Raw genomic sequence first — 23,264 nt, forward strand, 5'->3', positions numbered from 1 at the left:
CTTGGTCACCATGCCGGTGCCCAGCCAGAGCCAGAAGCGGAAGAAATGCGAGGGAATCGGGCCCAGGTCCATGGCCCGGTGCGTTTGCGTCCGGTGCAGGAAGATCGTGACCGCTGCGATCGTGATGTGCGTGGTGACGAGCGTGTACAGCACGACTTGCCACCATGCGAGGTCCCACAAGCCGTGTCCGAGCCAGTCGATGGCCGCGCTCAGTACGGCAGAGTCAGGAAGCAACATTGAGTTCAGTACTCCATGGCCGCACGAAGGTGCAGCCTTCAGGTAACCAGCGATTTTAAAGGTTCGAGCCTGAAAAGGGGCTTAAATCCTTGATTTGCCGCAAGTTTTACCCTTCTTTGGGTCCTGCCGCCTATTTTCGGTTCCACACGGCGGCAAAAAAACCGTCCGTGGCATGCCGATGGGGCCATAGCCGCAGGTAGCGGGTGCCGTTGTCGCCGCCGGCGCACAGCGCATCGGCGCCCTCCACCTTCAATCCCGCCAGCAGTGCAGCCGCATCCTGCGGCTCGAAATCGGGGTTCGCGGCAGCAAATGCTTCGGCGATGGCCTCGTTTTCCTCCGGCAGCACGCTGCAGGTGGCGTAGACCAGCCGGCCGCCCGATTTCACCAGGCGGGCCGCGCTCTGAAGGATCGCGGCCTGCTTGACCGTCAGCTCCTGCACCGACTGCGGCGACTGGCGCCACTTCAGGTCCGGGTTGCGCCGCAGCGTCCCCAGGCCCGAGCACGGCGCGTCGACCAGCACCCGGTCGATCTTGCCGGCCAGCCGTTTGATGCGGTCGTCGCGCTCGTGGGCGATGGCCGCCGGATGGACGTTCGACAGACCGCTGCGCGCCAGCCGGGGCTTCAGCGCATCGAGCCGGTGGGCGGAAGTATCGAAGGCATAGAGCCGGCCAGTGTTGCGCATGGTGGCACCGATGGCCAGGGTCTTGCCGCCGGCGCCGGCGCAGAAATCAACCACCATTTCGCCGCGCTTGGCGTCGAGCAGCAGCGCGAGCAGTTGGGAACCCTCGTCCTGGACCTCGAGCGCGCCGCGGGTGAAGGCATCCAGCTTGTTCAGCGCCGGCTTGCCGTCGACCCGCAGGCCCCAGGGCGAGAACGGGGTCGGGACGGCCTTGATCGACGCCTTGGCAAGCTCCTTCTGCAGATCGGGCCGCTTGTCGCTGAGCGCGTTGACCCGCAGGTCGAGCGGCGCCGGCTGCTGCAGGCTTTCGACCAGCGGCCAGAACTGGTCGCCGAGCTGCGCCTTGAGCGGCGCCACCAGCCACTCGGGCAGGTTGTGGCGATGACGCTCGAGCAGGTCGTCCTGCTTGACGGCGTCGCAGTTGTCGAGCCAGCGCTTTTCGGTGTCGTTGAGGGCGCTCTTGAGGAAATCGCGCGGACCGTGAAAGCCGAGGATTGCCATCCGGCGCTCTTTCGGGCCGCTGCCCGAGGGCGACAGGTGGTCGAACAGCAGCTTCTTGCGCAGTACCGTGTAGACCGTCTCGGCCAGGGTCGCACGCTCGCGCGGCCCGAACTCGCGGTGGTCGCGGAAGAAGCGTGAAACGACCTGGTCGGCCGGGTGATCGAATTTCAGGACCAGGCCGACCAGGTCGGCGGTGGCGTCAAGCAGGGCTTTGGGGTGCATGCCCCGATTGTCTCAGGCAGCCCGGCTCCAGATCTCGCCGAAGGCCTGGCGCTCGATCTGCTCCAGCGTCGGCGAATGGCCGGCCCACAGCACCAGCGCGGCGCCCGGCAGGCTCAGGGTCTGTTCGAGCTGCCGGCACAGCTGCCAGCGCTCGTCGTCGCCCATCTGCGGCAACTCGAGGAACACCACGTAGGCCCGCCGCCACGGGAACTCGCGCAGGTTCTTGCGCACCAGCCAGGCCCGCGACACCGGCATGCAGCGCGCCAGATCGGCCTTCAGCTCGCCGAGTTCGAACTCGCTCAGGTCGTGGCGGGTGATTTGGCTGAAGCAGGGTGTCGCGGTGATCTCTTCCCAGGCCCGCTGCTCGGCTTCTTCCGCCGTCTTGGTCCGCTCGCGCCAGAGCTTGAGCGCGCGTTCGTCGTGGCCGCCGGCATCGGGATCCTCGAGCGCGGCGACCGCGGTCCTGGCGGCCCACCAACGGCTGGCCACGCTGGATTCGTGCAGCCGCTCTAGCACCGCGAGCCGGGCGCCGCGGTCCTGCGCCGGCAGCAGCTGCGCCAGTCCGCGCAGCGCGCCGGGGTGGTTCTCGGTCAGCTGCAGGGCGCGCTCATAGTGCCCACGCACGTCGGCCGCGGCATCGAGGCGGCGGGCGCAGTCGGCCCACTCGACCATTTCGTCCGCGTTGTTGCACCCGGCACTGGCGGCCAGTGCCGCCACCCGCTCGCCGACCCGCACCAGGTAGGCATGGTGCTGTTTCCAGTCGGTGGCATGGTCGCGGCGCCATTCGTCGTCGAAATGGGCGGTCCAGCGCGGCGCATCGGCCAGCAGCGCCAGCGCCGATTTCTCGGACCAGGACGGCAGCCCCGGCTTCTCGTCGAGCGCTTCCAGGCGATCTCGCAACACCGGATGGGTGTCGTCGACATCGCTGACGCTGCGCAGCGCGGCACGCAGCGCGGCGCGCGCGAAGTCCGGCGCCATCGGCGTCCTCAGCTGCGATGCCATCGCGGAGAACGGGCCGGCCGGGATCGGCTCGCCGGCCGCCCGCGACCAGTGCGCCGGCCAGAAGGTCTCGGCGTACCAGGCGCTCTTGACCACGATCTCGGTCAGGGCGCCGGCCACCACCCGCGTGCCCAAGAGGCGGGCCGCCACGCGGTCGGCTTCGTATTCGTCCTGGCGCGCCAGCGCGAAGGTCTTGGCCGCGAAGCGCGGGAAATACCAGCGGAAGAAGGCCTGCGACGCGAACGCCATCACGCCTTCGTCGCGCTGGAAGCTGGCGTCCAGCTTGAGCCATGACATCCGGGTGCGGTAGATCCAGGCGCTCAGCTTGCCGTGGTTGCCGCGCAGGTGCCCGTATTCGTGCGCCAGCACCGACAGCAGGCGCCGGCGATCCAGCGCCATCAGCAGCGGCAGGCCGATGCTGAGGTGGTTGACCGCGCCGCCGAAGAGGCCGAAGCGCGGCAGCTGCCGGATGCTGGCGTTGAATTCATTGTCGAGGTAGACGCGGTGCACCGCCGGGCCATCGATGCGCTGCCGGATACGGTCCAGCGCCTCGAACAGCGCCGGCGCGTCGGCGCGCTCGAGGGGGACGCCGTCGGGCTCGTCGAAGCGCACCCAGAGCGCGCGCAGCGTGGCCCACAGCAAACCGAGTGCGAACAGCAGCAGCCAGCCCCGCGTGAAGCTGAAGCGCGCGCCCTGGCCGAGCCCGCCGACCACCCAGGCGATGATCCCGGCCGCCAGCCCCAGGCAGGCGAAGACCCAGAGGTAGCCCAGCGCGGCGAAGACCGCGACCCCGCGCCGGTAGCCGTCGCTGTCGTCGGCGCTGGCATGCTCGCTCAGGCGCACGAGATGAACAAAATCCGCCCTATCCATCCCGACCTTTCAATTCCCTGAAGGAAATACACAGCGTGAACGACGACGACCTGCCACCCCTGATCGAGACCCCGCCCGGACGCTACCGCCACTACAAGGGCGGCGAATACGAAGTCCTGGGCACCGCGCGCCACAGCGAGACGCTGGAGCCGATGACGCTCTACCGCGCGCTCTACGGCGAGCGCGGCCTCTGGGTGCGCCCGGCCGCCATGTTTGGCGATCGCGTGGAGATCGACGGCTCGTCACAGCTGCGCTTCGTGAAGCTCGAAGAGAAAAAATGAGACCTCGTTGATTGTGTCATTTTGTTTCTACTAGCCACGCGGCAATTGCCTGCGGGTAAACCCGATGTTCGTGAACCAGGACACGTTCTGCCAGGCTCGCCGCGGTGTCGTCGGGCAGCACCGGCACTACCGCCTGGGCCAGGATCGGCCCGTGGTCGAGTTCCACCGTCACCTGGTGCACCGTGAGGCCCGCCACCTTGCAGCCGGCCTCGATGGCGCGCTGGTGGGTGTGCAGCCCGGGGAAAGCGGGCAGCAGCGAGGGGTGGATGTTGAGCAGGCGGCCTGCGTAGCGGGTCACGAACCCCGGCGTCAGGATGCGCATGAAGCCGGCCAGCACCACCAGCGACGGCGCATGGGCGTCGATGGCCTGCGCCAGCGCGGCGTCGAAGTCCTCGCGGCTGGCGAAGTCCTTGTGCGGGACCACCGCGGTCGCGATGCCGGCCGCCCGGGCAAGGGCCAGGCCCGCCGCGTCCGGCTTGTTGCTGATGACGGCGGCGACGCGGGCATCGAAACGGGCGGCCCAGCGCTCCTGCTCGGCGGCCCGCACGATGGCCGCCATGTTCGACCCGCCGCCGGAGATAAGGATCACAATATTCTTCATCGGACGCGGGATTATCCGTTGCGCATTTCCGCCGCCCGCGTTGTCGCGGCGCGGACACCCCGGAAGCGCACGACCGTGCTAAAACCGGCGGTTCCGGAGACACGCCGCATCCGCGGCGCATCGATCAACACAGCGAGGCACGCATGGATTTGAGCTTCACACCCGAAGAACAGAAGTTCCGCGAAGATATTCGCGCCTGGGTCAAAGAAAACCTTCCCCAAGACATCTCGCACAAGGTGCACAACGCGCTCGAACTGACGCGCGACGACCTGCAGCGCTGGGCCAAGATCCTCGGCAAGAAGGGCTGGCTGGGCTACGGCTGGCCGAAGGAATTCGGTGGCCCCGGCTGGACCGCGGTCGAGAAGCACCTGTTCGAGGAAGAGGCCGCGCTGGCCGGCGCGCCGCGCATCGTCCCCTTCGGCCCCGTGATGGTGGCGCCGGTGATCATGGCCTATGGCAATCCCGAGCAGCACAAGCGCTTCCTGCCCGGCATCGCGAGCGGCGAGGTCTGGTGGAGCCAGGGCTACAGCGAACCGGGTTCCGGTTCGGACTTGGCTTCGGTCAAGACCAAGGCCGAGCGGCAGGGCGACAAGTACATCGTCAACGGCCAGAAGACCTGGACCACGCTGGGCCAGTACGGCGAATGGATCTTCTGCCTGGTGCGCACCAGCAACGAGGGCAAGCCCCAGACCGGCATCAGCTTCCTGCTGGTCGACATGAAGTCCAAGGGCGTCACGGTGCGCCCGATCAAGCTGCTCGACGGCGGCTACGAGGTCAACGAGGTCTTCTTCGACAACGTCGAGGTGCCGGCCGAGAACCTGATCGGCGAGGAGAACAAGGGCTGGACCTACGCCAAGCACCTGCTCTCGCACGAACGCACCAACATCGCCGACGTGAACCGCGCCAAGCGCGAGCTGGAGCGCCTCAAGCGCCTCGCCAAGAGCGAAGGCGTCTGGGAAGACGCCCGCTTCCGCGACGAGATCGCCAAGCTCGAGGTCGATGTGGTCGCGCTCGAGATGCTGGTGCTGCGGGTGCTGTCGGCCGCCACCTCGGGCAAGAATTCGCTCGACATCGCCGGGCTGCTCAAGATCAAGGGCAGCGAGATCCAGCAGCGCTACTCCGAGCTGATGATGCTGGCCGGCGGCCCCTACGCGCTGCCGCTGATCCGCGAGGCCATGGAAGCCGGCTGGCAGGGCAACTTCCCGGGCGGCCATCCGCAGCTGGCGCCGCTGACCTCGACCTACTTCAACATGCGCAAGACCACCATCTACGGCGGCAGCAACGAAGTGCAGCGCAACATCGTCGCCCAGACGGTGCTGGGTTGAAAGCGAACTGACAAGGATCAAGCACATGGACTTCAATTTCAGCGACGACCAGCAGCAGCTTCGCGACGCGGTCGCCAAGTGGGTCGAAAAGGGCTATGGCTTCGAGCGCCGCCGCAGCATCGAGGCCGCCGGCGGCTTCTCGCGCGAAACCTGGGACGAACTGGCCGAACTCGGCCTCGGCGGCCTCTACATTCCAGAAGACGAAGGCGGCCTGGGCATGGGCCCGGTCGAGGGCATGGTGGTGATGGAAGAGCTGGGCCGCGGCATCGTGCTCGAGCCGCTGGCGCAATCCTTCATTGCCGGCGCCCTGCTGGCCGGCCACGCCGACGCCGACACCAAGGACAGCTGGCTGCCGCGCATCGCCGGCGGCCAGGCGCTGGTGGTGCTGGCCTACCAGGAACGCAAGGCGCGCTACCGCCTCGACGTCTGCGAGGCAAAGGCGCAGAAGGCCGGCGACAGCTTCACGCTGCACGGCACCAAGAGCCTGGTGCCGGCCGGCGACGAGGCCGATGCCTTCCTGGTGCCGGCGCAGCTCGACGGCAAGATCGCGTTGTTCCTGGTCGAGCGCGCCGCCGATGGCGTCGCCGCCCGCGGCTACGGCACGCAGGACGGCAGCCGCGCGGCCGAAGTGGTGTTCGACGGCGCCGCCGCCACGCTGCTCACGCGCGACGGCCTGGCTGCACTCGAACACGGCGTCGACATCGGCATCGCCTCGACCTGCGCCGAAGCGGTCGGCGTGATGGACCAGACGCTCGCGGTGACGGTCGACTACATGAACACGCGCAAGCAGTTCGGCGTCGCCATCGCGAGCTTCCAGGCGCTGCGCCATCGGGTCGCCGACATGAAGATGCAGGTCGAACTGGCGCGCTCGATGAGCTACTACGCCAGCCTCAAGCTGAATGCGCCGGCGGCCGAACGGCGCCAGGCGATGGCGCGCGCCAAGTACCAGCTCGGCGTCTCGATGCGCTTCGTGGGCCAGCAGTCGGTGCAGCTGCACGGCGGCATCGGCGTGACCGACGAATACATCGGCAGCCACTACTTCCGCAAGCTCACGCAGCTGGAGATGACCTTCGGCGACAGCCTGCATCACCTGGGCGAAGTGTCGGCCCGCATGCAGGATACGGCGGGGGTGTTCGCCTGACCGTCGATCGCTGTCCGGCCCGATAGTCCTTCGCGCCCGCCGGCCTTGCCCGCGGGCGCTTTCATTTTCAATCGAGACCCGTCATTCCATGCACACTCGCCGCCACCTGATCGCACTCGGTTGCGCAACCGCCCTGCTCGCTGCCTGCTCGACCGCTGTGCCGACCGGCGAGCGGCCGCCGATCGTGTTCGTCCACGGCAACGGCGAGTCGGCGGCGCTGTGGCAGACCACGATCTGGCGATTCGAATCGAACGGCTGGCAGCGCGACCGCCTGTTCGCGGTCGACCAGCCCTTCCCGCTGGCGCGCGACGACGATGGCGTGGCCCAGCCGGGACGCAGCTCGACCGCCGAATCGATGGCCTTTCTGAAGGCCGAGGTGGAACGGGTCCTGAAAAGCACCGGCGCCACCCAGGTCGTGCTGATCGGCAACTCGCGCGGCGGCAACACGATCCGCAACTATGTGCAGAACGGCGGCGGCGACCGGGTCGTGAGCCACGTGGTGCTGGGCGGCAACCCGGCGCACGGCATCTGGGCCGTGAAGGGGCGCGCCGAGGGCAGCGAGTTCTCCGGCTTGAGCGCTTTCCTGCAGCGGCTCAACGCACCGAAGAACGCCGAGGGCCACGAGGTGACGCCGGGCGTGAAATGGCTCACGCTGCGCTCGGACAACAATGACAAGTACGCCCAGCCGGACGGCCTGTGGATCGGCAGCAAGGGCCAGCCGACGCTGATCGGCTTCGACGGGCCGGCGCTCAAGGGCGCGACCAACCTGGTGCTGCCGCGGGTCGACCACCGCGAGACATCCTTCTCGCCGGCCGCCTTCGAGGCGACCTGGCGCTTCCTCACCGGCGAGGCGCCGCGCACCCTGCAGCCGATCCCCGAAGATTCGGTGGCGCTGTCCGGCAAGGTCACGGGCCTGGGCCTCGATCCGACGAACCCCGCGAGCGGCAATTTTCCCGACAACCTGCCGCTGGCGGGCGCCCGCCTGGCGGTGTTCGCGGTCGACCCGGCCAGCGGAATCCGGCGCGGCCCCGCGGCCTGGGAGCAGGCGATCGGGACGGACGGCCGCTGGGGGCCGTTCGCCGGCCGCCCCGACACCGCCTACGAGTTCGTCCTGGCGGCGCCCGGCTACGCCACGACCCACATCTACCGCAACGCCTTCCCGCGCTCGAGCGGCATCGTCCAGCTGCGTCCGGAACGCATCGCGGAGGCCGATCGCGACGCCCGGGCCCTGGTGATCTTCACGCGGCCGCGCGGCTATTTCGATGCCGAGCGCGACCGCATGCGCTTCGACGGCCAATCGACGCCACCGGGCGTGCCGCCGAAGGGTGCCGGCGTGTCGAGCTCGAAGATCAAGCTGGGCAGCGACGCGCCGCGGCCGGTGGAAGCCGAGTTCAATGGCGAACGCGTGGTGGGGCGCACCTGGCCGCTGGCGCAGGGAGAGGTCAGCGTGCTCGAACTGACCGACTGACGGCTGCGGTTCGCCTATCCGTGCAGCCTCGAACTCTGCGGCAGGTGGGCCATCAGAAACTCCATCTGGTCCGCCAGGATGCGGCGGTTGCGCAGGATGAAATCCTCCCACAGGCTGGGCACGTAGGGCGCGTACAGCAGCGCCATGCCGGCCTGCTCGGGCGTGCGGCTGCTCTTGCGATGGTTGCAGGGGCGGCAGGCCGTGACCACGTTCATCCAGGTGTCGATGCCCTTCTGGGCGAACGGGATGATGTGCTCGCGCGTGAGTTCGTCTTCGTGGAAGTGGCCGCCGCAGTACGCGCAGACATTGCGGTCGCGGGCGAACAGCTTGCTGTTGGTGAGGCCCGGGCGCTGCGTGAAGGGATTGATGCGCGGCACGCCCTTGGTGCCGATGATGCTGTTGATCGCGATCTGCGACTGCTGGCCGGTGACCGCGTTGTGGCCGCCCCGGAACACCGCCACCTGCGCGCCCACTTCCCAGCGGACCTCGTCGGAGGCGTAGTGGATCACCGCCTGCTCGAGCGAAATCCACGATTGGGGCAGCCCTTGGGCCGACAGCTTCAAGACCTTCACCAGACGCCTCCTCGAGAAAAGAGAACCACGGAAAGACCAGGACAAGACGCTCGCCTGAGAGGCTTGCGCATGACGCAGTGCGTCACAATATACCGGCTTTGTGACAAAAAGGCCTTCACGTGCCCATTCCATGGGCGCAAAGTGCTATCAAAAAGATACTGACAATGCAGGTTTTCCGGGGTTTCAGGCATCCGGGCGTGGCTCCGGCCTGCGCCCTGACCATTGGCAATTTCGACGGTGTGCACCGTGGCCACCAAGCCATGCTGGGGCTGCTCAACACCGAGGCGCGGCTGCGCGGGCTGCCGAGCTGCGTGCTGACCTTCGAGCCGCACCCGCGCGACTACTTCGCGGCGCTGACCAAGCGGCCCGAACTGGCGCCGGCGCGCATCGGCACCCTGCGCGACAAGCTCGGCGAACTCGCCGCCGGCGGCGTGGCGCAGACCATCGTGCTGCCCTTCGATGCCCGGCTGGCCTCGCGGACGCCGGAAGAATTCATCCAGCACGTGCTGATCGAAGGCCTGGGCGCGCGCTACGTGCTGGTCGGCGACGATTTCCGGTTCGGCGCCAAGCGCGCCGGCGACTACGCGATGCTCGACCGCGCCGGCGAGCAGCACGGCTTCGACGTCGCCCGCATGAACAGCTACGAGGTGCATGGGCTGCGGGTGTCGAGCTCGGCCGTTCGCGAAGCGCTGGCCGAAGGCCGGATGGGCGATGTCCAGGCCCTGCTGGGCCGGCCCTACGCGATCTCGGGCCATGTGGTCCACGGCCGCAAGCTGGGACGCGCCCTGGGCGCCTCGGCGCCGGGCCGAAACGACGGCTTCCGGACCCTCAACCTGCGTTTCAAGCACTGGAAGCCGGCCGCCAGCGGCATCTTCGCGGTGCTGGTGCACGGGCTGGCCGACACACCGCTGCCGGGGGTCGCCAACCTGGGCGTGCGCCCTTCGCTGGACGCCAACGACGTCAACGCCGGCCGGGTGTTGCTCGAAACCCACTGCCTCGATTGGCCCGCCGAACTGGGCAGCGAGGGGGCCTACGGTAAAATCGTGCGCGTGGAACTGCTGCACAAACTGCACGACGAATTGCGCTACACCAGCCTCGAGGCCCTGACGGCGGGCATCGCGAAGGATGGCCGCGACGCGCGCGCGTTCTTTGCATCCACCCACGCCGAGACCCATCGCCAGACCACGCGCGACCGAATTTAGAGCGGAAACCGTCGCTTTCCGCCGCGTTCGGCCGCCCTGGGATGCCAGGGGCCGCATGCCCCCCTCGATCCCCGAGCGCTGCAAGGCAGCGCAGATTTCTGGAACCCCCATGGCTGACACCAAGACCGACGGCGCCACCGACTACCGCGCCACGCTGAACCTGCCCGACACCCCCTTCCCGATGCGCGGCGACCTGCCCAAGCGCGAGCCGGGCTGGGTCAAGGAATGGCACGACGAAGGCCGCTACCAGCGCCTGCGCGACGCCCGCCACGGCGCGCCCAAGTTCATCCTGCACGACGGCCCCCCCTACGCCAACGGCCAGATCCACATGGGCCACGCGGTGAACAAGATCCTGAAGGACATGATCACCAAGGCGCGCCAGCTCGAAGGCTACGACGCGCTCTACGTGCCGGGCTGGGACTGCCACGGGCTGCCGATCGAGAACGCGATCGAGAAGAAGTACGGCCGCAACCTGAGCCGCGACGAGATGCAGGCCAAGAGCCGCGCCTACGCCACCGAGCAGATCGCCCAGCAGATGGTCGACTTCCAGCGCCTGGGCGTGCTGGGCGAATGGGACCATCCCTACAAGACGATGGATTTCGCCAATGAAGCGGGCGAGCTGCGCGCCTTCAAGCGCGTGATCGAGCGCGGCTTCGTCTACCGGGGCCTGAAGCCGGTCTACTGGTGCTTCGACTGCGGCTCGTCGCTGGCCGAGTTCGAGATCGAGTACGCCGACAAGAAGTCGCAGACCCTCGACGTCGCCTTCAAGGCCCACGATCCGGCCAAGCTGGCGGCCGCCTTCGGCCTGCCGTCGCTGGCCAAGGACGCCTTCGCGGTCATCTGGACCACCACCGCCTGGACCATCCCGGCCAACCAGGCCATCAACCTCAACCCCGAGCTCGACTACGCGCTGGTCGACACCGAGCGCGGCCTGCTGGTGCTGGCGGCCTCCCTGGTCGAGATGTGCATGAACCGCTATGCGCTCGACGGCACCGTGCTGGCCACGGTCAAGGGCGAGAAGCTCGGCGGGCTGGAGTTCGAGCATCCGCTGTACGACGTCGATGCCGGCTTCCGCCGCCTGTCGCCGGTCTACCTGGCCGACTACGCGACCGCCGACGACGGCACCGGCCTGGTCCATTCCTCGCCGGCCTACGGCCTGGACGACTTCAACTCCTGCGTGGCGCACGGCCTGTCCTACGACGACATCCTGAACCCGGTGCAGGGCAACGGCTCGTACGCGCCGGATTTCCCGCTGTTCGGCGGCCAGAACATCTGGAAGGCGGTGCCGGTGATCATCCAGGCGCTGCGCGACGCCGGCCGCCTGATGACGACCGAGGCCATCAGCCACAGCTACCCGCACTGCTGGCGCCACAAGACGCCGGTGATCTACCGCGCCGCGGCCCAGTGGTTCATCCGCATGGACGAGGGCGAAGGCGTATTCACCAAGGACAAGGCGCCCAAGACGCTGCGCCAGACCGCGCTCGAAGCGATCGAACAGACCACCTTCTACCCGGAAAACGGCAAGGCGCGGCTGCACGACATGATCGCCAACCGGCCCGACTGGTGCATCAGCCGCCAGCGCAGCTGGGGGGTGCCGATCCCGTTCTTCCTGCACAGGGATTCGGGCGAGCTGCACCCGCGCACGATGGAAATCCTCGACCAGGCCGCGGCGATCGTCGAGCAGGGCGGCATCGAGGCCTGGAGCCGCGTGACGACCGAGGAGATCCTCGGCGCCGAGGACGCGCCGCACTACACCAAGAGCACCGACATCCTCGAGGTCTGGTTCGATTCGGGCTCGACCTTCTGGCACGTGCTGCGCGGCACCCATCCGAACGTGCACCACGAGACCGGCCCCGAGGCCGATCTCTACCTCGAAGGCCATGACCAGCACCGCGGCTGGTTCCATTCGTCGCTGCTGATCGCCTGCGCGCTCGAAGGCCGCGCGCCCTACCGCGGCCTGCTCACGCACGGCTTCACGGTCGACAGCCAGGGCCGCAAGATGAGCAAGTCGCTCGGCAACGGCATCGACCCGCAGGAGGTCAACAAGAAGCTCGGCGCCGAGATCACCCGCCTGTGGGTGGCCGCCAGCGACTACTCGGGCGACATCGCGGGCGACGACAAGATCCTCGCGCGGGTGGTCGACGCCTATCGCCGGATCCGCAACACGCTGCGCTTCCTGCTGGCCAACACCAGCGACTTCGACATCGCGAAGGACGCGGTGCCGCTCGACCAGCTGCTCGAGATCGACCGCTACGCGCTTGCGCGTGCAGCCGAGTTCCAGGCCGAGATCCTGGCGCACTACAAGGTCTACGAGTTCCACCCGGTGGTGGCCAAGCTGCAGGTGTATTGCTCGGAAGACCTCGGCGCCTTCTACCTCGACGTGCTCAAGGACCGGCTCTACACCACCGCGCCCGGCTCGCATGCGCGCCGCAGCGCCCAGACCGCGCTCTGGCACATCACGCAGGCGATGCTGCGCTGGATGGCGCCGTTCCTGAGCTTCACGGCCGAGGAGGCCTGGAAGTTCTGCGGCGACGGCCGCTCGATCTTCGTCCAGACCTACAGCGACCTCGGCACACCCGATGCCGCGCTGCTGGCCAGGTGGACCCGCATCCGCGAGATCCGCGACGCGGTCAACAAGGAGATCGAGACCGTGCGCACCGCCGGCCAGGTCGGCTCTTCGCTGCAGGCCAACGTGGCGATCGCCGCCGCGGCCGACGACCATGCGCTGCTGGCCTCGCTGGCCGACGACCTGAAGTTCGTGCTGATCACCTCGGCGGTGACCCTGGCCGCGGGCGACGCCCTGTCGATCCAGGTGACGGCGAGCGCGGCGACCAAGTGCGAGCGCTGCTGGCACTGGCGCGACGACGTCGGCCACGATGCCGCGCACCCCGGCCTGTGCGGCCGCTGCACCAGCAACCTGTACGGCGCCGGAGAACAAAGGACGCTCGCCTGATGGCCCGCAAATCTTCGGGCGGGTCGGGCCTCGGCATCTGGCCCTGGCTCGGCCTCGCGCTGGTGATCGTCATCATCGACCAGTTCACCAAGACGCTGATCCTCGGCTACTACAAGTACGGCGACGCCACCTACGTCACCAGCTTCTTCAACGTGGTCCGGGCCCACAACACCGGCGCGGCCTTCTCGTTCCTGGCCGATTCGTCGGGCTGGCAGCGCTGGTTCTTCACCGCGATCGGCGTCGCCGCGGCGGTCTTCATCGTCTGGATGCTGAAGTCGCACGCCGGCCAGAAGCTGTTCTCGTTCTCGATGGCGGCGATCCTGGGCGGCGCGATCGGCAACGTGATCGACCGGATGATGCACGGCTACGTGGTCGACTTCCTCGACTTCCACCTCGCCGGGCGCCACTTCCCGGCCTTCAACGTCGCCGACAGCGCGATCACCATCGGAGCGATCTGCCTGATCCTGGACGAACTGCTGCGCGTGCGGCGCGGCAAGAAATAGCCCTTGCGAGGGCGGCGTATAGTCGTCGCCTTCCATGAAGCATCTGTTGAATCTGCTCGCAGCCGTGGCGCTGCTGGTGTGGGGCACCCATCTCGTTCGCACCGGCGTGCTGCGCGTCTTCGGTGCGAACCTGCGCAAGATCCTGGTCCAGAGCATGCGCAACCGCTTCACGGCCGCCCTGTCGGGCATCGGCGTGACGGCCCTGGTGCAGTCGAGCACCGCGACCTCGCTCATGACCTCGTCCTTCGTCGGCCAGGGCCTCGTGACCCTGCCGGCCGCGCTGGCGGTGATGCGCGGCGCGGACATCGGCACCGCGCTGATGTCGGTGCTGTTCTCGGCCGACCTCTCCTGGCTGTCGCCGCTCTTCATCTTCGTCGGCGTGGTGCTGTTCATCACGCGGCCGTCCAGCGTGGCCGGGCGGGTCGGGCGCGTGCTGATCGGGCTCGGCCTGATGCTGCTCGCGCTGCAGCTGGTGGTCGCGGCCACCGGACCGCTGTTTGCCGGCCAGGCGATGCGCGAACTGCTGGGCAGCCTCGGCAGCGACGTGCTGCTCGAGATCACGATCGGCGCCGCGCTCGCGATCGTCGCCTATTCGAGCCTGGCGGTGGTCCTGCTGGTGGCGGCGATGGCCAGCTCGAACGTGGTGCCGCTCGACGTCGCCATGGGCCTGGTGCTCGGCGCCAACCTCGGCAGCGGCCTGCTGGCGGTGCTGACCACGGCCAAGTCGACGGTCGCCGTCCGGCAGGTCACGATCGGCAACCTGCTCTTCAAGCTGCTCGGCGTCGCGATCGCGGCCCCTTTCGTCGGCCTCTGGCTGCGCGAGGTCCGGCCCTACATCTCGGACGCGACGCAGTTCGTCGTGCTCTACCACCTGGCCTTCAACGTGCTCGTGAGCCTCGGCTTCATCGGGCTCACCGACTGGGTCGCCGGGCTGGTGACGCGGCTGCTGCCGGAGCCGCCCGAGCCGGCCGCCACGCGGCGCCAGCAGCACCTGGACCCCTCGGCCCTGTCGACGCCGTCGCTGGCGATCTCCAACGCGGCGCGCGAGGCGCTGCACCAGGCCGACGTGGTCGAGACCATGCTGATCGGCGTGCTCAACGTGATCCGCAACAACGACCTGCGGCTGGCCCAGGAGCTGCGCAAGCTCGATGACACGGTCGACGAGCTGTACTCGGCCATCAAGTACTACATGACGAAGATCTCGCGCGAGGCGCTGGGCGAGGAAGAGAGCCGGCGCTGGACCGACATCATCAGCTTCACGATCAACATGGAGCAGATCGGCGACATCATCGAGCGTGTGGTGATCGACATCGAGGACAAGAAGATCAAGCCGCAGCGCAACTTCTCCGAGGCCGGGATGCGCGAGATCGTCGAGCTGCACGAGCGGCTGGTGGCCAACCTGCGGCTGAGCATGAGCGTGTTCCTGAACGGCAGCGTGCGCGACGCCCAGAGGCTGCTGGAGGAAAAGGCGCGCTTCCGCGACCTGGAGCGCGCCTACGCCACCACCCACCTGGGACGCCTGTCGGACCAGACCACGCTGAGCATCGAGACCAGCTCGCTGCACATCGACCTGATCAGCGACCTGAAGCGAATCAACTCGCACATCTGCTCGATCGCCTATCCGATCCTCGAGTCGGCCGGCGCGCTGGCCCCGACCCGGATGCGAGAGTCAAGGCTCGGGACGCTCTAGCCTACAGCGTGAGGATGGTGCAGCCGGTGGTCTTGCGGGCTTCCAGATCGCGGTGGGCTTGCTGCACGTCTTCGAGCGGGTAGCGCTGGTCGATCGGGATCTTCACGGCGCCGCTCTCGACGATCGCGAACAGCTCGTCCGCCATCGCCTGGGTGGTTTCGCGCGTCGCGATGTGGGTGAACAGCGTCGGGCGCGTGACGTAGTAGGAGCCCTTGGCCAGCAGGCCGAGGTTGAAGGCCGCCACCGGACCCGAGCCGTTGCCGAAAACCGCCAGCAGGCCGAACGGCCGCAGGCAGGCCAGCGAGCCTTCGAAGGTGTCCTTGCCGACCGAGTCGTAGACCACCTTGACCCCCTTGCCGCCGGTGATCTCCTTCACGCGCTCGGCGAAGTTCTCCTTGCTGTAGTTGATCGCATGCGCGGCGCCGTGGGCCAGCGCGAGCTGGCACTTGGCGTCGGTGCCGGCGGTGCCGATGAGCTGCAGGCCGAGCGCCTTCGCCCATTGGCAGGCGATCAGGCCGACACCGCCGGCCGCGGCATGGAAGACGATGAAGTCGCCCGGCTGAAGGCCTTCGGCCGGCAAGGTCCGGCGCAGCAGGTACTGGGTCGTCAGGCCCTTCAGCATCATCGCGGCGCCGGTCTCGAAGGAGATCGCATCGGGCAGCCTGCAGACGGTCTTGGCCGGCATGACGCGCAGCTCGCAGTAGGAGCCCGGGGGCGGACTGGCGTAGGCCGCGCGGTCGCCGGCCTTCAGGTGCGTGACCCCCTCGCCCACCGCCTCGACCACGCCCGAAGCCTCCATGCCCAGCTGCAGCGGCATCGCGAACGGATAGAGCCCGCTGCGCTGGTAGGTGTCGATGAAGTTCAGGCCCACGGCCTTGTGGCGGATCCGGATCTCGCCGGGGCCGGGGTCCCCGACCTCGACCTCGACGATCTTCAGTTCCTCGGGACCGCCGTGGCGGTCGATGCGCACTGCCTTGCTCTTCATTCGCGTCTCCTGGTCGACGTGGATCAATAGGTTCCGGGGTAGGCGCCGCCGTCGGCCAGCACGTTCTGGCCGGTGATGTAGCCGGCATGCATGCTGCAGAGGAAGGCGCAGATGGCGCCGAACTCGGCGGCGGTTCCGAAGCGGCCGGCCGGGATGCTCTTCTGGCGGCTGGCGCGGATCGCGTCGATGTCCTGGCCGGTCTTCTTGGCCGCGCCCACCAGCGTGCCCTTGAGCCGGTCGGTGTCGAACGCGCCCGGCAGCAGGTTGTTGAGCGTCACGCCCTTGGCCGCCAGCCCGGTGCGCGCCACGCCGGCGACGAAGCCGGTCAGGCCGCTGCGAGCGCCGTTGCTCAGGCCCAGGATGTCGATCGGCGCCTTGACCGAACTCGAGGTGATGTTGACGATGCGCCCGAAGCCGCGCGCCGCCATGCCGTCGACCGTGGCCTTGATCAGCTCGATCGGCGTCAGCATGTTGGCGTCGAGCGCCTTGATCCAGGCCTCGCGGTCCCAGTCGCGGAAGTCGCCGGGCGGCGGGCCGCCGGCATTGGTGACCACGATGTCGAAGTCGGCATGCAGCGCAAAGGCCGCGGCGCGGCCTTCGGGGGTCGTGATGTCGGCCGCCGCGTGCTTCACGAAGGGCTTGCCGGGCGCCGTCGCCGCCACGGCCTGCAGCTGCCTGGCCGCGGCGTCCAGCGCCTCGGCGCCGCGCGCCATGACCACCACGTTGACGCCCTCGCGCACCAGCGCTTCGGCGCAGCCGTAGCCCAAACCCTTGCTGGCGCCGCCCACCAGCGCCGTCCTGCCTGCGATACCCAGGTCCATGTTGATTCCTTCGGGCTCAGCGCCCCGTTCGTGTGAAGACAAAGATGCCGGTGACGACCAGCACCGTGCCGGCCGCGATCCAGAGGGTGAAGGGCTCGCCGAGCAGCAGCACCCCCATCAGGATCGTCGACATCGGCCCGACCATACCCGTTTGTGCCGCCATCGCGGGGCCGATGCGCTCGATCGCCATCATGACGGCGAGGACAGGCACCGCGGTGCACAGAGTGGCGTTGAGCACCGACAGCCAGATCACCTCGGGCGCCACCTCGAAGGCGGCGCTCATCGGCCGCAGCAGCAGGAACTGGGCGATGCACAGCAGGCAGGCCACGCTGGTCGCCAGCCCGACCAGGCGCAGCGAGCCGAGCCGCTTGACGAACTCGCCGCTGGCGACCAGGTAGACCGCATAGCTCACCGCGCTCAGGAACACCAGCAGGGCGCCCCAGGCGGCGGCCGCGCTCTGGCCCAGGCTGACTTCGTGGCCGAACACCAGCAGCACGCCCGAATAGCTGACCGCCATGCCGGCGAACTGCCAGCGCGTGATGCGGCGCCGGTAGACGATCCAGCCGAACAGCAGCACCAGGGTCGGGTTGAGGTAGAGGATCAGCCGCTCCAGGCTGGCCGTGATGTAGGCCAGGCCGGCGAAGTCGAGAAAGCTCGACAGGTAATAGCCCGAGAAGCCCAGCCCGACGACCCCGAACCAGTCGCGCCGCGTGAGCGCCGGCTTGCCGCGCCCGGCCCACCACGCCATCAGGGCGAACAGCGGCAGCGCGAACAGCATGCGCAGCATGATCAGCGTCACGGCGTCGACGCCGTGGCGGTAGGCCAGCTTGACGATGATCGCCTTGCCGCTGAAGGCGATCGCGCCGAAGGTGGCGAGCGCCAGGCCCGGCGCGAGGCTCTTGCGTGCGGCGTGGTGCGTCGCGGCCTGGGCTTGCATCAAGGCTCAGGCCGACGCCGGGCCGCCCCAAGGCCCTGCGCCCCCTCGGGGGGCAGCGACCCACACGCAGTGGGGGAGCGTGGGGGCCATCTAGAACCCGGCCGCTAGGCCGTCGCGGCGCGCATCGCTCGCGGCCACGTAGCCTTCGACCGCCGGGTCGCCGGCGCGCCAGATGAACTGGCCGGCGCCGAAATCCTGGTAGGAGTCGTTGATGACGTCGACCTTGTGGCCGAGCGCCGACAGCCCCTGCACCGTGGCCGGGTCCATCGCGGCCTCGACGTTGATCTCGACCCCCGAGTTGAAGCGCCAGCGCGGTGCGTCGCAGGCCGCCTGCGGGTTCTGCCCGTAGTCGAGCATGCGCACCAGCGTCTGCATGTGGCCCTGCGGCTGCATGTTGCCGCCCATCACGCCGAAGCTCATGACCGGCGCGCCGTCCTTGGTGAGGAAGGCCGGGATGATGGTGTGGAACGGGCGCTTGCCCGGCGCCACCAGGTTCGGGCTGCCGTCCTTGAGGCTGAAGCCGTGGCCGCGGTTCTGCAGGCTGATGCCGAACTCGGGCTCGACGCAGCCCGAGCCGAAGCCCATGTAGTTGCTCTGGATGAAGCTCACCATCATGCCGCTCTCGTCGGCCGCGGTCAGGTAGATGGTGCCGCCCTTGACCGGGTTGCCGGCCTGGAAGTCCTGCGCCTTGTTCACGTCGATCAGTTTGGCACGCGAGGCCAGGTAGGCGCCATCGAGCATTTGCAGCGGTGTCACCTCCATCGACGATGGCTCGGACACGTAGCGGTAGGTGTCGGCGAAAGCCAGCTTCATGGCCTCGATCTGCAGGTGCTGGGAGCGCACCGAGTCGACCGGGATCGAGCCGATGTCGAAATGCTGGAGGATGCCGAGCGCGATCAGCGCCGCGATGCCCTGGCCATTGGGCGGGATCTCGTGCAGCCGGTGGCCGCGGTAGTCCTGGCCGATGGGCTCGACCCATTCGGGCTTCCAGCCGGCGAGGTCGCTGGCCTTCAGGCTGCCGCCGTGCTGGTTCGAGAACTTCTCCAGCGCGGCGGCGATCTCGCCGCCATAGAAGGCGTCGCCCTTGGTGGCCGCGATGGCCTTCAAGGCGCGCGCGGCGGCCGGGAAGCGGAACAGTTCGCCGACTTCGGGCGCGCGGCCCCAGGGCAGGAAAGTCTGCGCGAAACCGGGCTGCGCCTGGAGCACCGGCGTCGCCGCGGCCCACTTCTGCTGCACCACCGGCGGCATCAGGTAGCCGCGCTCGGCGATCTCGATCGCCGGCGCCATGAGGTCGGCGAAGGGCAGCTTGCCGAAGCGCTCCGACAGCGCGACCCAGCTGCCGACCGCGCCCGGCACCGTGACCGAGTCCATGCCGCGCATCGGCGGCGTCGCGGCGTCGGCGCCGTGCTTCTTGCGGAAGTATTCGGGCGTCCACGCAGCGGGCGCGCAGCCCGAGGCGTTGAGCCCGTGCAGCTTCTTGCCGTCCCAGAGGATGCAGAAGGCATCGCTGCCGAGGCCGTTGCTGACCGGCTCGACCAGCGTCATGACCGCGGCGGTCGCCACCGCGGCGTCGACCGCATTGCCGCCCTGCTGCAGGATCCGCAGGCCGGCCTGGGCCGCCAGCGGGTGCGAGGTCGAGACGACGTTGCGGGCGAAGACCGGAATGCGGGTCGTGGTGTAGGGGTTTGCGTAGTCGAATTTCATGTCAGTCGCCCGTGATCTTCCTGTCGGTGATGATCTGCTTCCACTTGGCCGCGTCGGCCGCCACCAGGCTCGCGAGCTGCGCCGGCGTGCTGGTGGTGGGCTCGATGCCCAGGCGCGCCAGCTTGTCGCGCACCTCCGGGTCGCTCAGCGACTGGTTGGCGGCCGTGTTGATGCGGGCCACCATGTCGGCCGGCAGGCCCTTCGGGCCGTAGAGGCCGAACCAGGTGTTGGACTCGAAGCCCGGCAGCACGTCGGCGATCGGCGGCAGCTCGGGCGCCAGCGGGCTGCGCTTGAGCGTGGTCACGCCCAGCGCACGCAGCCGGCCGTCGCGCACGTGCGGCATGCCGGTCGGCAGCGAATCGAACAGCACGTCGACCTTGCCGGTGATCAGGTCGGGGATCGCCAGCGCCGTGCCCTTGTACGGGATGTGGGTGACGAACACGCCGGCCTGCGACTTGAACAGCTCGGCCGTGAGCTGGACGATCGTGCCGTTGCCGCTCGACGCGTAGTTGAGCTTGCCGGGGTTCTTCTTGGCGTAGTCGATCCACTCGCGCACCGTCTTGGCGGGCGAGTTGTTGGGCACCAGCATGATGCTCGGCGCATCGCCCACGTGGGCGATCGGCGTGAAGTCGCGCACCGTGTCGTAGGGCAGCTTGGGGGTGATCGCCGGGCCGATCGAATGGGTGCTGGTGGTGGCCAGCAGCAGCGTGTAGCCGTCGGGCGTCGCCTTGGCGGCCATGTCGGAACCGATCGCGCCGCCGGCGCCGGGCTTGTTGTCGATCACCAGCGTGGTGCCGAGCTTCTCGCCCATCTTCTGCGACAAGGTGCGCGCGAACAGGTCGGTGGCGCCGCCGGCCGGAAACGGCACGATCAGGCGGATCGGCTTGGTCGGATAGCCCTGCGCGAGGCTGGCGGAGGACGCTGCCAGGCACAACGCAGCGGCGCAGGCCTGGATGAACTGGATTCGTTTCATGGTCTCGATTTTGTTCCCTGTGGACGGAATTCCGATGCTATGCAAGGCTGGCGCATCAAGCCAGATAATCCGGTTTATCGAACTATGAATTGAACTTATGACTCGGATCGCCGGCGAAGAGATCTCCCTGCAACAGCTGCGGGCGCTGGCGGCGGTCGCCGACACCGGCAGCTTCACCCTGGCGGCGGAGGCCCTGCAGCTGACCCAGCCCGCGATCAGCCACCTGATCAAGCGCATGGAACACGAGCTCGGACAGCCGCTGGTGGTGCGCGGCCGCCGCATCCGCATCACCAATGCGGGCCAGATGATGGTCGACACCGCGGTGCGTGCGCTGCGGCTGATCGACGAGTCGGTCGGCGCCTGCCGCTCGCAGTCCCAGCTGCGCGAAGGGCGCGTGGTGCTGGCGGTGGGCCACCTCACGGCGGGCGCCCTGCTGCCGCCCCTGCTGGGCCGCTTCTCGCAGCAGTACCCGGCGCTCGCGACCACGCTGATGGACAGCACGGCCGAGCAGATGATTTCGCGGATCCTGTCGCAGGAGGCCGACCTGGGCTTCGGCTCGGACATCGGCCAGCGGCATTCGGAACTGGCGACCGAGCCGCTGTTCGTCGAGCGGATGGCCCTGTTCGTTCGCGACGACCACCCGCTGGCGCAGCGGGTGGTGATCGATGCCCGCCACCTGGAGTCGCTGCCGTTCATCCATGTCAATCCGGACGCCAACATCTGGCGCGCAGTCAGCCGGCAGCTGTCGAGCGTGGCCAACGTGTATCCGCGGGTGGCCCATCACGTGTCGATGCTGTCGACGGCCTTCGGGCTGATCCAGGCGGGTGCCGGCGTCGCGCTGCTGCCGCGCTACGTCGAGGTCCTGATGCCGGGCAACCTGCGGGCGGTGGCGGTCACGCGCCCGACGCTGGAATATCCGGTGGTCGCCGTGCGGCTGGCCAAGCATCCGCTCAACCCCGCCGCCCTGGCCTTCCTGGCCATGGCGCGGCAGCACATGAAGCCGCCGCGCGCGCCCAAGCCGGCATAAAAAAAAACGGCACCCGAAGGCGCCGTTTTCTTGCTTGCCGCGAGGCGAAGGGGATCAATCCTCGACGAAGGCTTCTTCGCGCTTGGACTTCACCGCCGGCAGCAGCACGATGATCAGCAGCAGCAGCGCCGCGGCCAGCAGGCCGGCCGAGATCGGCCGCGTCACGAAGACGATCCAGTCGCCGCGCGACAACAGCAGGGCGCGGCGCAGGTTCTCTTCCATCATCGGCCCCAGGATGAAGCCCAGCAGCAGCGGCGCCGGCTCGCAGCCCAGCTTGAAGAAGGCATAGCCGATGAAGCCGAAGGCCGCCACCATCCAGATGTCGAAGGTGTTGTTGTTGGTCGAGTAGACGCCGATGGCACAGAACAGCACGATCGCCGGGAACAGGTACTTGTAGGGCACCGACAGCAGCTTGATCCACATGCCGATCAGCGGCAGGTTCAGGATGATCAGCATCGCGTTGCCGAGCCACATCGAGGCGATCAGGCCCCAGAACAGCTCGGGGTTGCTGGTCATGACCTGCGGACCCGGCTGGATGTTGTGGATCGTCATCGCGCCGACCATCAGCGCCATCACGGCATTGGGCGGAATGCCCAGCGTGAGCAGCGGGATGAAGGAGGTCTGGGCGCCGGCGTTGTTGGCCGACTCGGGCGCGGCCACGCCGCGGATGTTGCCCTTGCCGAACGGCACTTCGCCCGGATGCAGCTTGGTCTTCTTCTCGATCGTGTAGGCCGCGAAGGCCGCCAGCAGCGCGCCGCCGCCGGGCAGGATGCCCAGCGCCGCGCCGAGCGCCGTGCCGCGCAGCACGGCGGGCAGCATGCGCTTGAAGTCTTCCTTGGTCGGGAACAGGCCGGAGACCTTGGCGGTGAAGACTTCGCGGTCTTCTTCCGGCCGCGACAGGTTGGCGATGATTTCACCGTAGCCGAACACGCCCATGGCGATGGCGACGAAGCCGATGCCGTCGGTCAGTTCGGGGATGTCGAAGCTGAAGCGCGCCACGCCCGAGTTGACGTCGGTGCCGACCAGGCCCAGCAGCAGGCCGAGCACGATCATCGCGATCGCCTTGAGCAACGAGCCCGAGGCCAGCACCACGGCACCGATCAGGCCGAGGATCATCAGCGAGAAATACTCGGCCGGGCCGAACTTGAAGGCCAGTTCGGTCAGCGGCGGCGCGAAGGCCGCCAGGATCAGCGTGCCCACGCAGCCGGCGAAGAACGAGCCGAGGCCGGCCGCAGCAAGCGCAGGCCCGGCCCGCCCCTTGCGTGCCATCTGGTAGCCGTCGATCACGGTCACGACCGAGGACGATTCGCCCGGCAGGTTGACCAGGATGGCGGTGGTGGAGCCGCCGTACTGGGCGCCGTAGTAGATGCCGGCCAGCATGATCAGGGCCGACACCGGCGGCAGTGCATAGGTCGCCGGCAGCAGCATCGCGATGGTGGCGACCGGGCCGATGCCCGGCAGCACGCCGATCAGCGTGCCGAGAATACAGCCGACCAGGCAGTACAGCAGGTTGGTGAAGGTGAACGCGACACCGAAACCGAGGGAGAGATTGTTTAGGAGTTCCATTTGCCGG

Annotated in this window: 19 protein-coding genes and 1 pseudogene; 9 read left to right on the plus strand and 11 right to left on the minus strand. The window is 68.3% G+C overall.

The window, feature by feature from the left end; translation table 11 throughout:
- The 3 genes and pseudogenes from QTI17_RS16385 to QTI17_RS16395 all read right to left on the minus strand — a co-directional run.
- A pseudogene (locus QTI17_RS16385) lies at window positions 1-237 on the minus strand (acyl-CoA desaturase); the annotation flags it as partial.
- Between the two features lie 130 nt (window positions 238-367).
- Window positions 368-1,639: an RsmB/NOP family class I SAM-dependent RNA methyltransferase gene (locus QTI17_RS16390; RefSeq protein ID WP_286534421.1), complete on the minus strand. Its 1,272-nt coding sequence runs from the start codon at window positions 1,637-1,639 to the stop codon at window positions 368-370.
- 12 nt (window positions 1,640-1,651) lie between these two features.
- Entirely contained in the window at window positions 1,652-3,508 is a 1,857-nt protein-coding gene (locus QTI17_RS16395) for a M48 family metallopeptidase (RefSeq protein WP_286534423.1), read from the minus strand.
- A 35-nt stretch (window positions 3,509-3,543) separates the two neighbouring features.
- On the opposite strand from QTI17_RS16395, the gene QTI17_RS16400 reads away from it, so the two are divergent.
- The gene (locus QTI17_RS16400) at window positions 3,544-3,789 is read left to right on the plus strand and encodes a DUF1653 domain-containing protein (protein WP_286524918.1); all 246 of its coding nucleotides are present in this window, start codon (window positions 3,544-3,546) and stop codon (window positions 3,787-3,789) included.
- A 16-nt stretch (window positions 3,790-3,805) separates the two neighbouring features.
- Here the strand turns inward: QTI17_RS16400 and purN are convergent, their stop codons facing one another.
- The gene (purN, locus tag QTI17_RS16405; RefSeq protein WP_286534425.1) at window positions 3,806-4,390 is read right to left on the minus strand and encodes a phosphoribosylglycinamide formyltransferase; all 585 of its coding nucleotides are present in this window, start codon (window positions 4,388-4,390) and stop codon (window positions 3,806-3,808) included.
- Between the two features lie 143 nt (window positions 4,391-4,533).
- Between purN and QTI17_RS16410 the strand changes: the two genes are divergently transcribed.
- The 3 genes from QTI17_RS16410 (at window position 4,534) to QTI17_RS16420 (ending at window position 8,324) form a co-directional block, all read left to right on the plus strand.
- Window positions 4,534-5,715 (plus strand): acyl-CoA dehydrogenase family protein, encoded by a 1,182-nt coding sequence (locus QTI17_RS16410; RefSeq protein WP_286534426.1) that lies wholly within the window; start codon window positions 4,534-4,536, stop codon window positions 5,713-5,715.
- Between the two features lie 25 nt (window positions 5,716-5,740).
- Window positions 5,741-6,856 carry an acyl-CoA dehydrogenase family protein gene (locus tag QTI17_RS16415; protein WP_286534427.1) on the plus strand — a complete coding sequence of 372 codons (1,116 nt, stop codon included), beginning with the start codon at window positions 5,741-5,743 and terminating at the stop codon, window positions 6,854-6,856.
- Between the two features lie 88 nt (window positions 6,857-6,944).
- Complete coding sequence (locus QTI17_RS16420) at window positions 6,945-8,324, plus strand: alpha/beta fold hydrolase (RefSeq protein WP_286534428.1); 1,380 nt, start codon at window positions 6,945-6,947, stop codon at window positions 8,322-8,324.
- A gap of 14 nt (window positions 8,325-8,338) precedes the next feature.
- Here the strand turns inward: QTI17_RS16420 and QTI17_RS16425 are convergent, their stop codons facing one another.
- Window positions 8,339-8,896 (minus strand): HNH endonuclease, encoded by a 558-nt coding sequence (locus QTI17_RS16425; RefSeq protein WP_286369795.1) that lies wholly within the window; start codon window positions 8,894-8,896, stop codon window positions 8,339-8,341.
- A gap of 164 nt (window positions 8,897-9,060) precedes the next feature.
- On the opposite strand from QTI17_RS16425, the gene QTI17_RS16430 reads away from it, so the two are divergent.
- The 4 genes from QTI17_RS16430 to QTI17_RS16445 all read left to right on the plus strand — a co-directional run bounded on the left by QTI17_RS16430 (window position 9,061) and on the right by QTI17_RS16445 (window position 15,244).
- On the plus strand, window positions 9,061-10,098 hold the full coding sequence (locus tag QTI17_RS16430) for a bifunctional riboflavin kinase/FAD synthetase (RefSeq protein WP_286534429.1): 1,038 nt from the start codon (window positions 9,061-9,063) through the stop codon (window positions 10,096-10,098).
- Window positions 10,099-10,207: 109 nt separating this feature from the next.
- Entirely contained in the window at window positions 10,208-13,051 is a 2,844-nt protein-coding gene (gene ileS, locus QTI17_RS16435; protein WP_286534430.1) for an isoleucine--tRNA ligase, read from the plus strand.
- Window positions 13,051-13,554, plus strand: coding sequence for a signal peptidase II (lspA, locus tag QTI17_RS16440; protein ID WP_286524932.1), 504 nt, complete (start codon window positions 13,051-13,053; stop codon window positions 13,552-13,554). Before ileS ends, lspA begins: the two co-directional genes overlap by 1 nt.
- A 34-nt stretch (window positions 13,555-13,588) precedes the next feature.
- Window positions 13,589-15,244, plus strand: coding sequence for a Na/Pi cotransporter family protein (locus tag QTI17_RS16445; protein ID WP_286534431.1), 1,656 nt, complete (start codon window positions 13,589-13,591; stop codon window positions 15,242-15,244).
- Window position 15,245: 1 nt separating this feature from the next.
- Here QTI17_RS16445 and QTI17_RS16450 read toward each other — a convergent pair whose 3' ends face one another.
- The 5 genes from QTI17_RS16450 to QTI17_RS16470 all read right to left on the minus strand — a co-directional run bounded on the left by QTI17_RS16450 (window position 15,246) and on the right by QTI17_RS16470 (window position 20,664).
- Window positions 15,246-16,229 carry a quinone oxidoreductase family protein gene (locus tag QTI17_RS16450; protein WP_286534432.1) on the minus strand — a complete coding sequence of 328 codons (984 nt, stop codon included), beginning with the start codon at window positions 16,227-16,229 and terminating at the stop codon, window positions 15,246-15,248.
- Window positions 16,230-16,252: 23 nt separating this feature from the next.
- The gene (locus QTI17_RS16455) at window positions 16,253-17,050 is read right to left on the minus strand and encodes an SDR family oxidoreductase (protein WP_286534433.1); all 798 of its coding nucleotides are present in this window, start codon (window positions 17,048-17,050) and stop codon (window positions 16,253-16,255) included.
- A gap of 16 nt (window positions 17,051-17,066) precedes the next feature.
- Entirely contained in the window at window positions 17,067-17,987 is a 921-nt protein-coding gene (locus QTI17_RS16460; RefSeq protein WP_286534435.1) for a DMT family transporter, read from the minus strand.
- 90 nt (window positions 17,988-18,077) lie between these two features.
- Window positions 18,078-19,691 (minus strand): gamma-glutamyltransferase family protein, encoded by a 1,614-nt coding sequence (locus tag QTI17_RS16465; protein WP_286534437.1) that lies wholly within the window; start codon window positions 19,689-19,691, stop codon window positions 18,078-18,080.
- A gap of 1 nt (window position 19,692) precedes the next feature.
- Window positions 19,693-20,664 (minus strand): Bug family tripartite tricarboxylate transporter substrate binding protein, encoded by a 972-nt coding sequence (locus QTI17_RS16470; RefSeq protein ID WP_286534439.1) that lies wholly within the window; start codon window positions 20,662-20,664, stop codon window positions 19,693-19,695.
- Window positions 20,665-20,761: 97 nt separating this feature from the next.
- On the opposite strand from QTI17_RS16470, the gene QTI17_RS16475 reads away from it, so the two are divergent.
- Complete coding sequence (locus QTI17_RS16475; protein ID WP_286534441.1) at window positions 20,762-21,691, plus strand: LysR family transcriptional regulator; 930 nt, start codon at window positions 20,762-20,764, stop codon at window positions 21,689-21,691.
- 54 nt (window positions 21,692-21,745) lie between these two features.
- On the opposite strand, the gene QTI17_RS16480 is transcribed toward QTI17_RS16475, so the two are convergent.
- Complete coding sequence (locus QTI17_RS16480; protein WP_286534442.1) at window positions 21,746-23,257, minus strand: tripartite tricarboxylate transporter permease; 1,512 nt, start codon at window positions 23,255-23,257, stop codon at window positions 21,746-21,748.
- Window positions 23,258-23,264 lie beyond the last annotated feature (7 nt).

Origin of the sequence: Variovorax sp. J31P179, from assembly GCF_030316985.1 — a bacterium.
Lineage (GTDB): Bacteria > Pseudomonadota > Gammaproteobacteria > Burkholderiales > Burkholderiaceae_C > Variovorax > Variovorax ginsengisoli_B.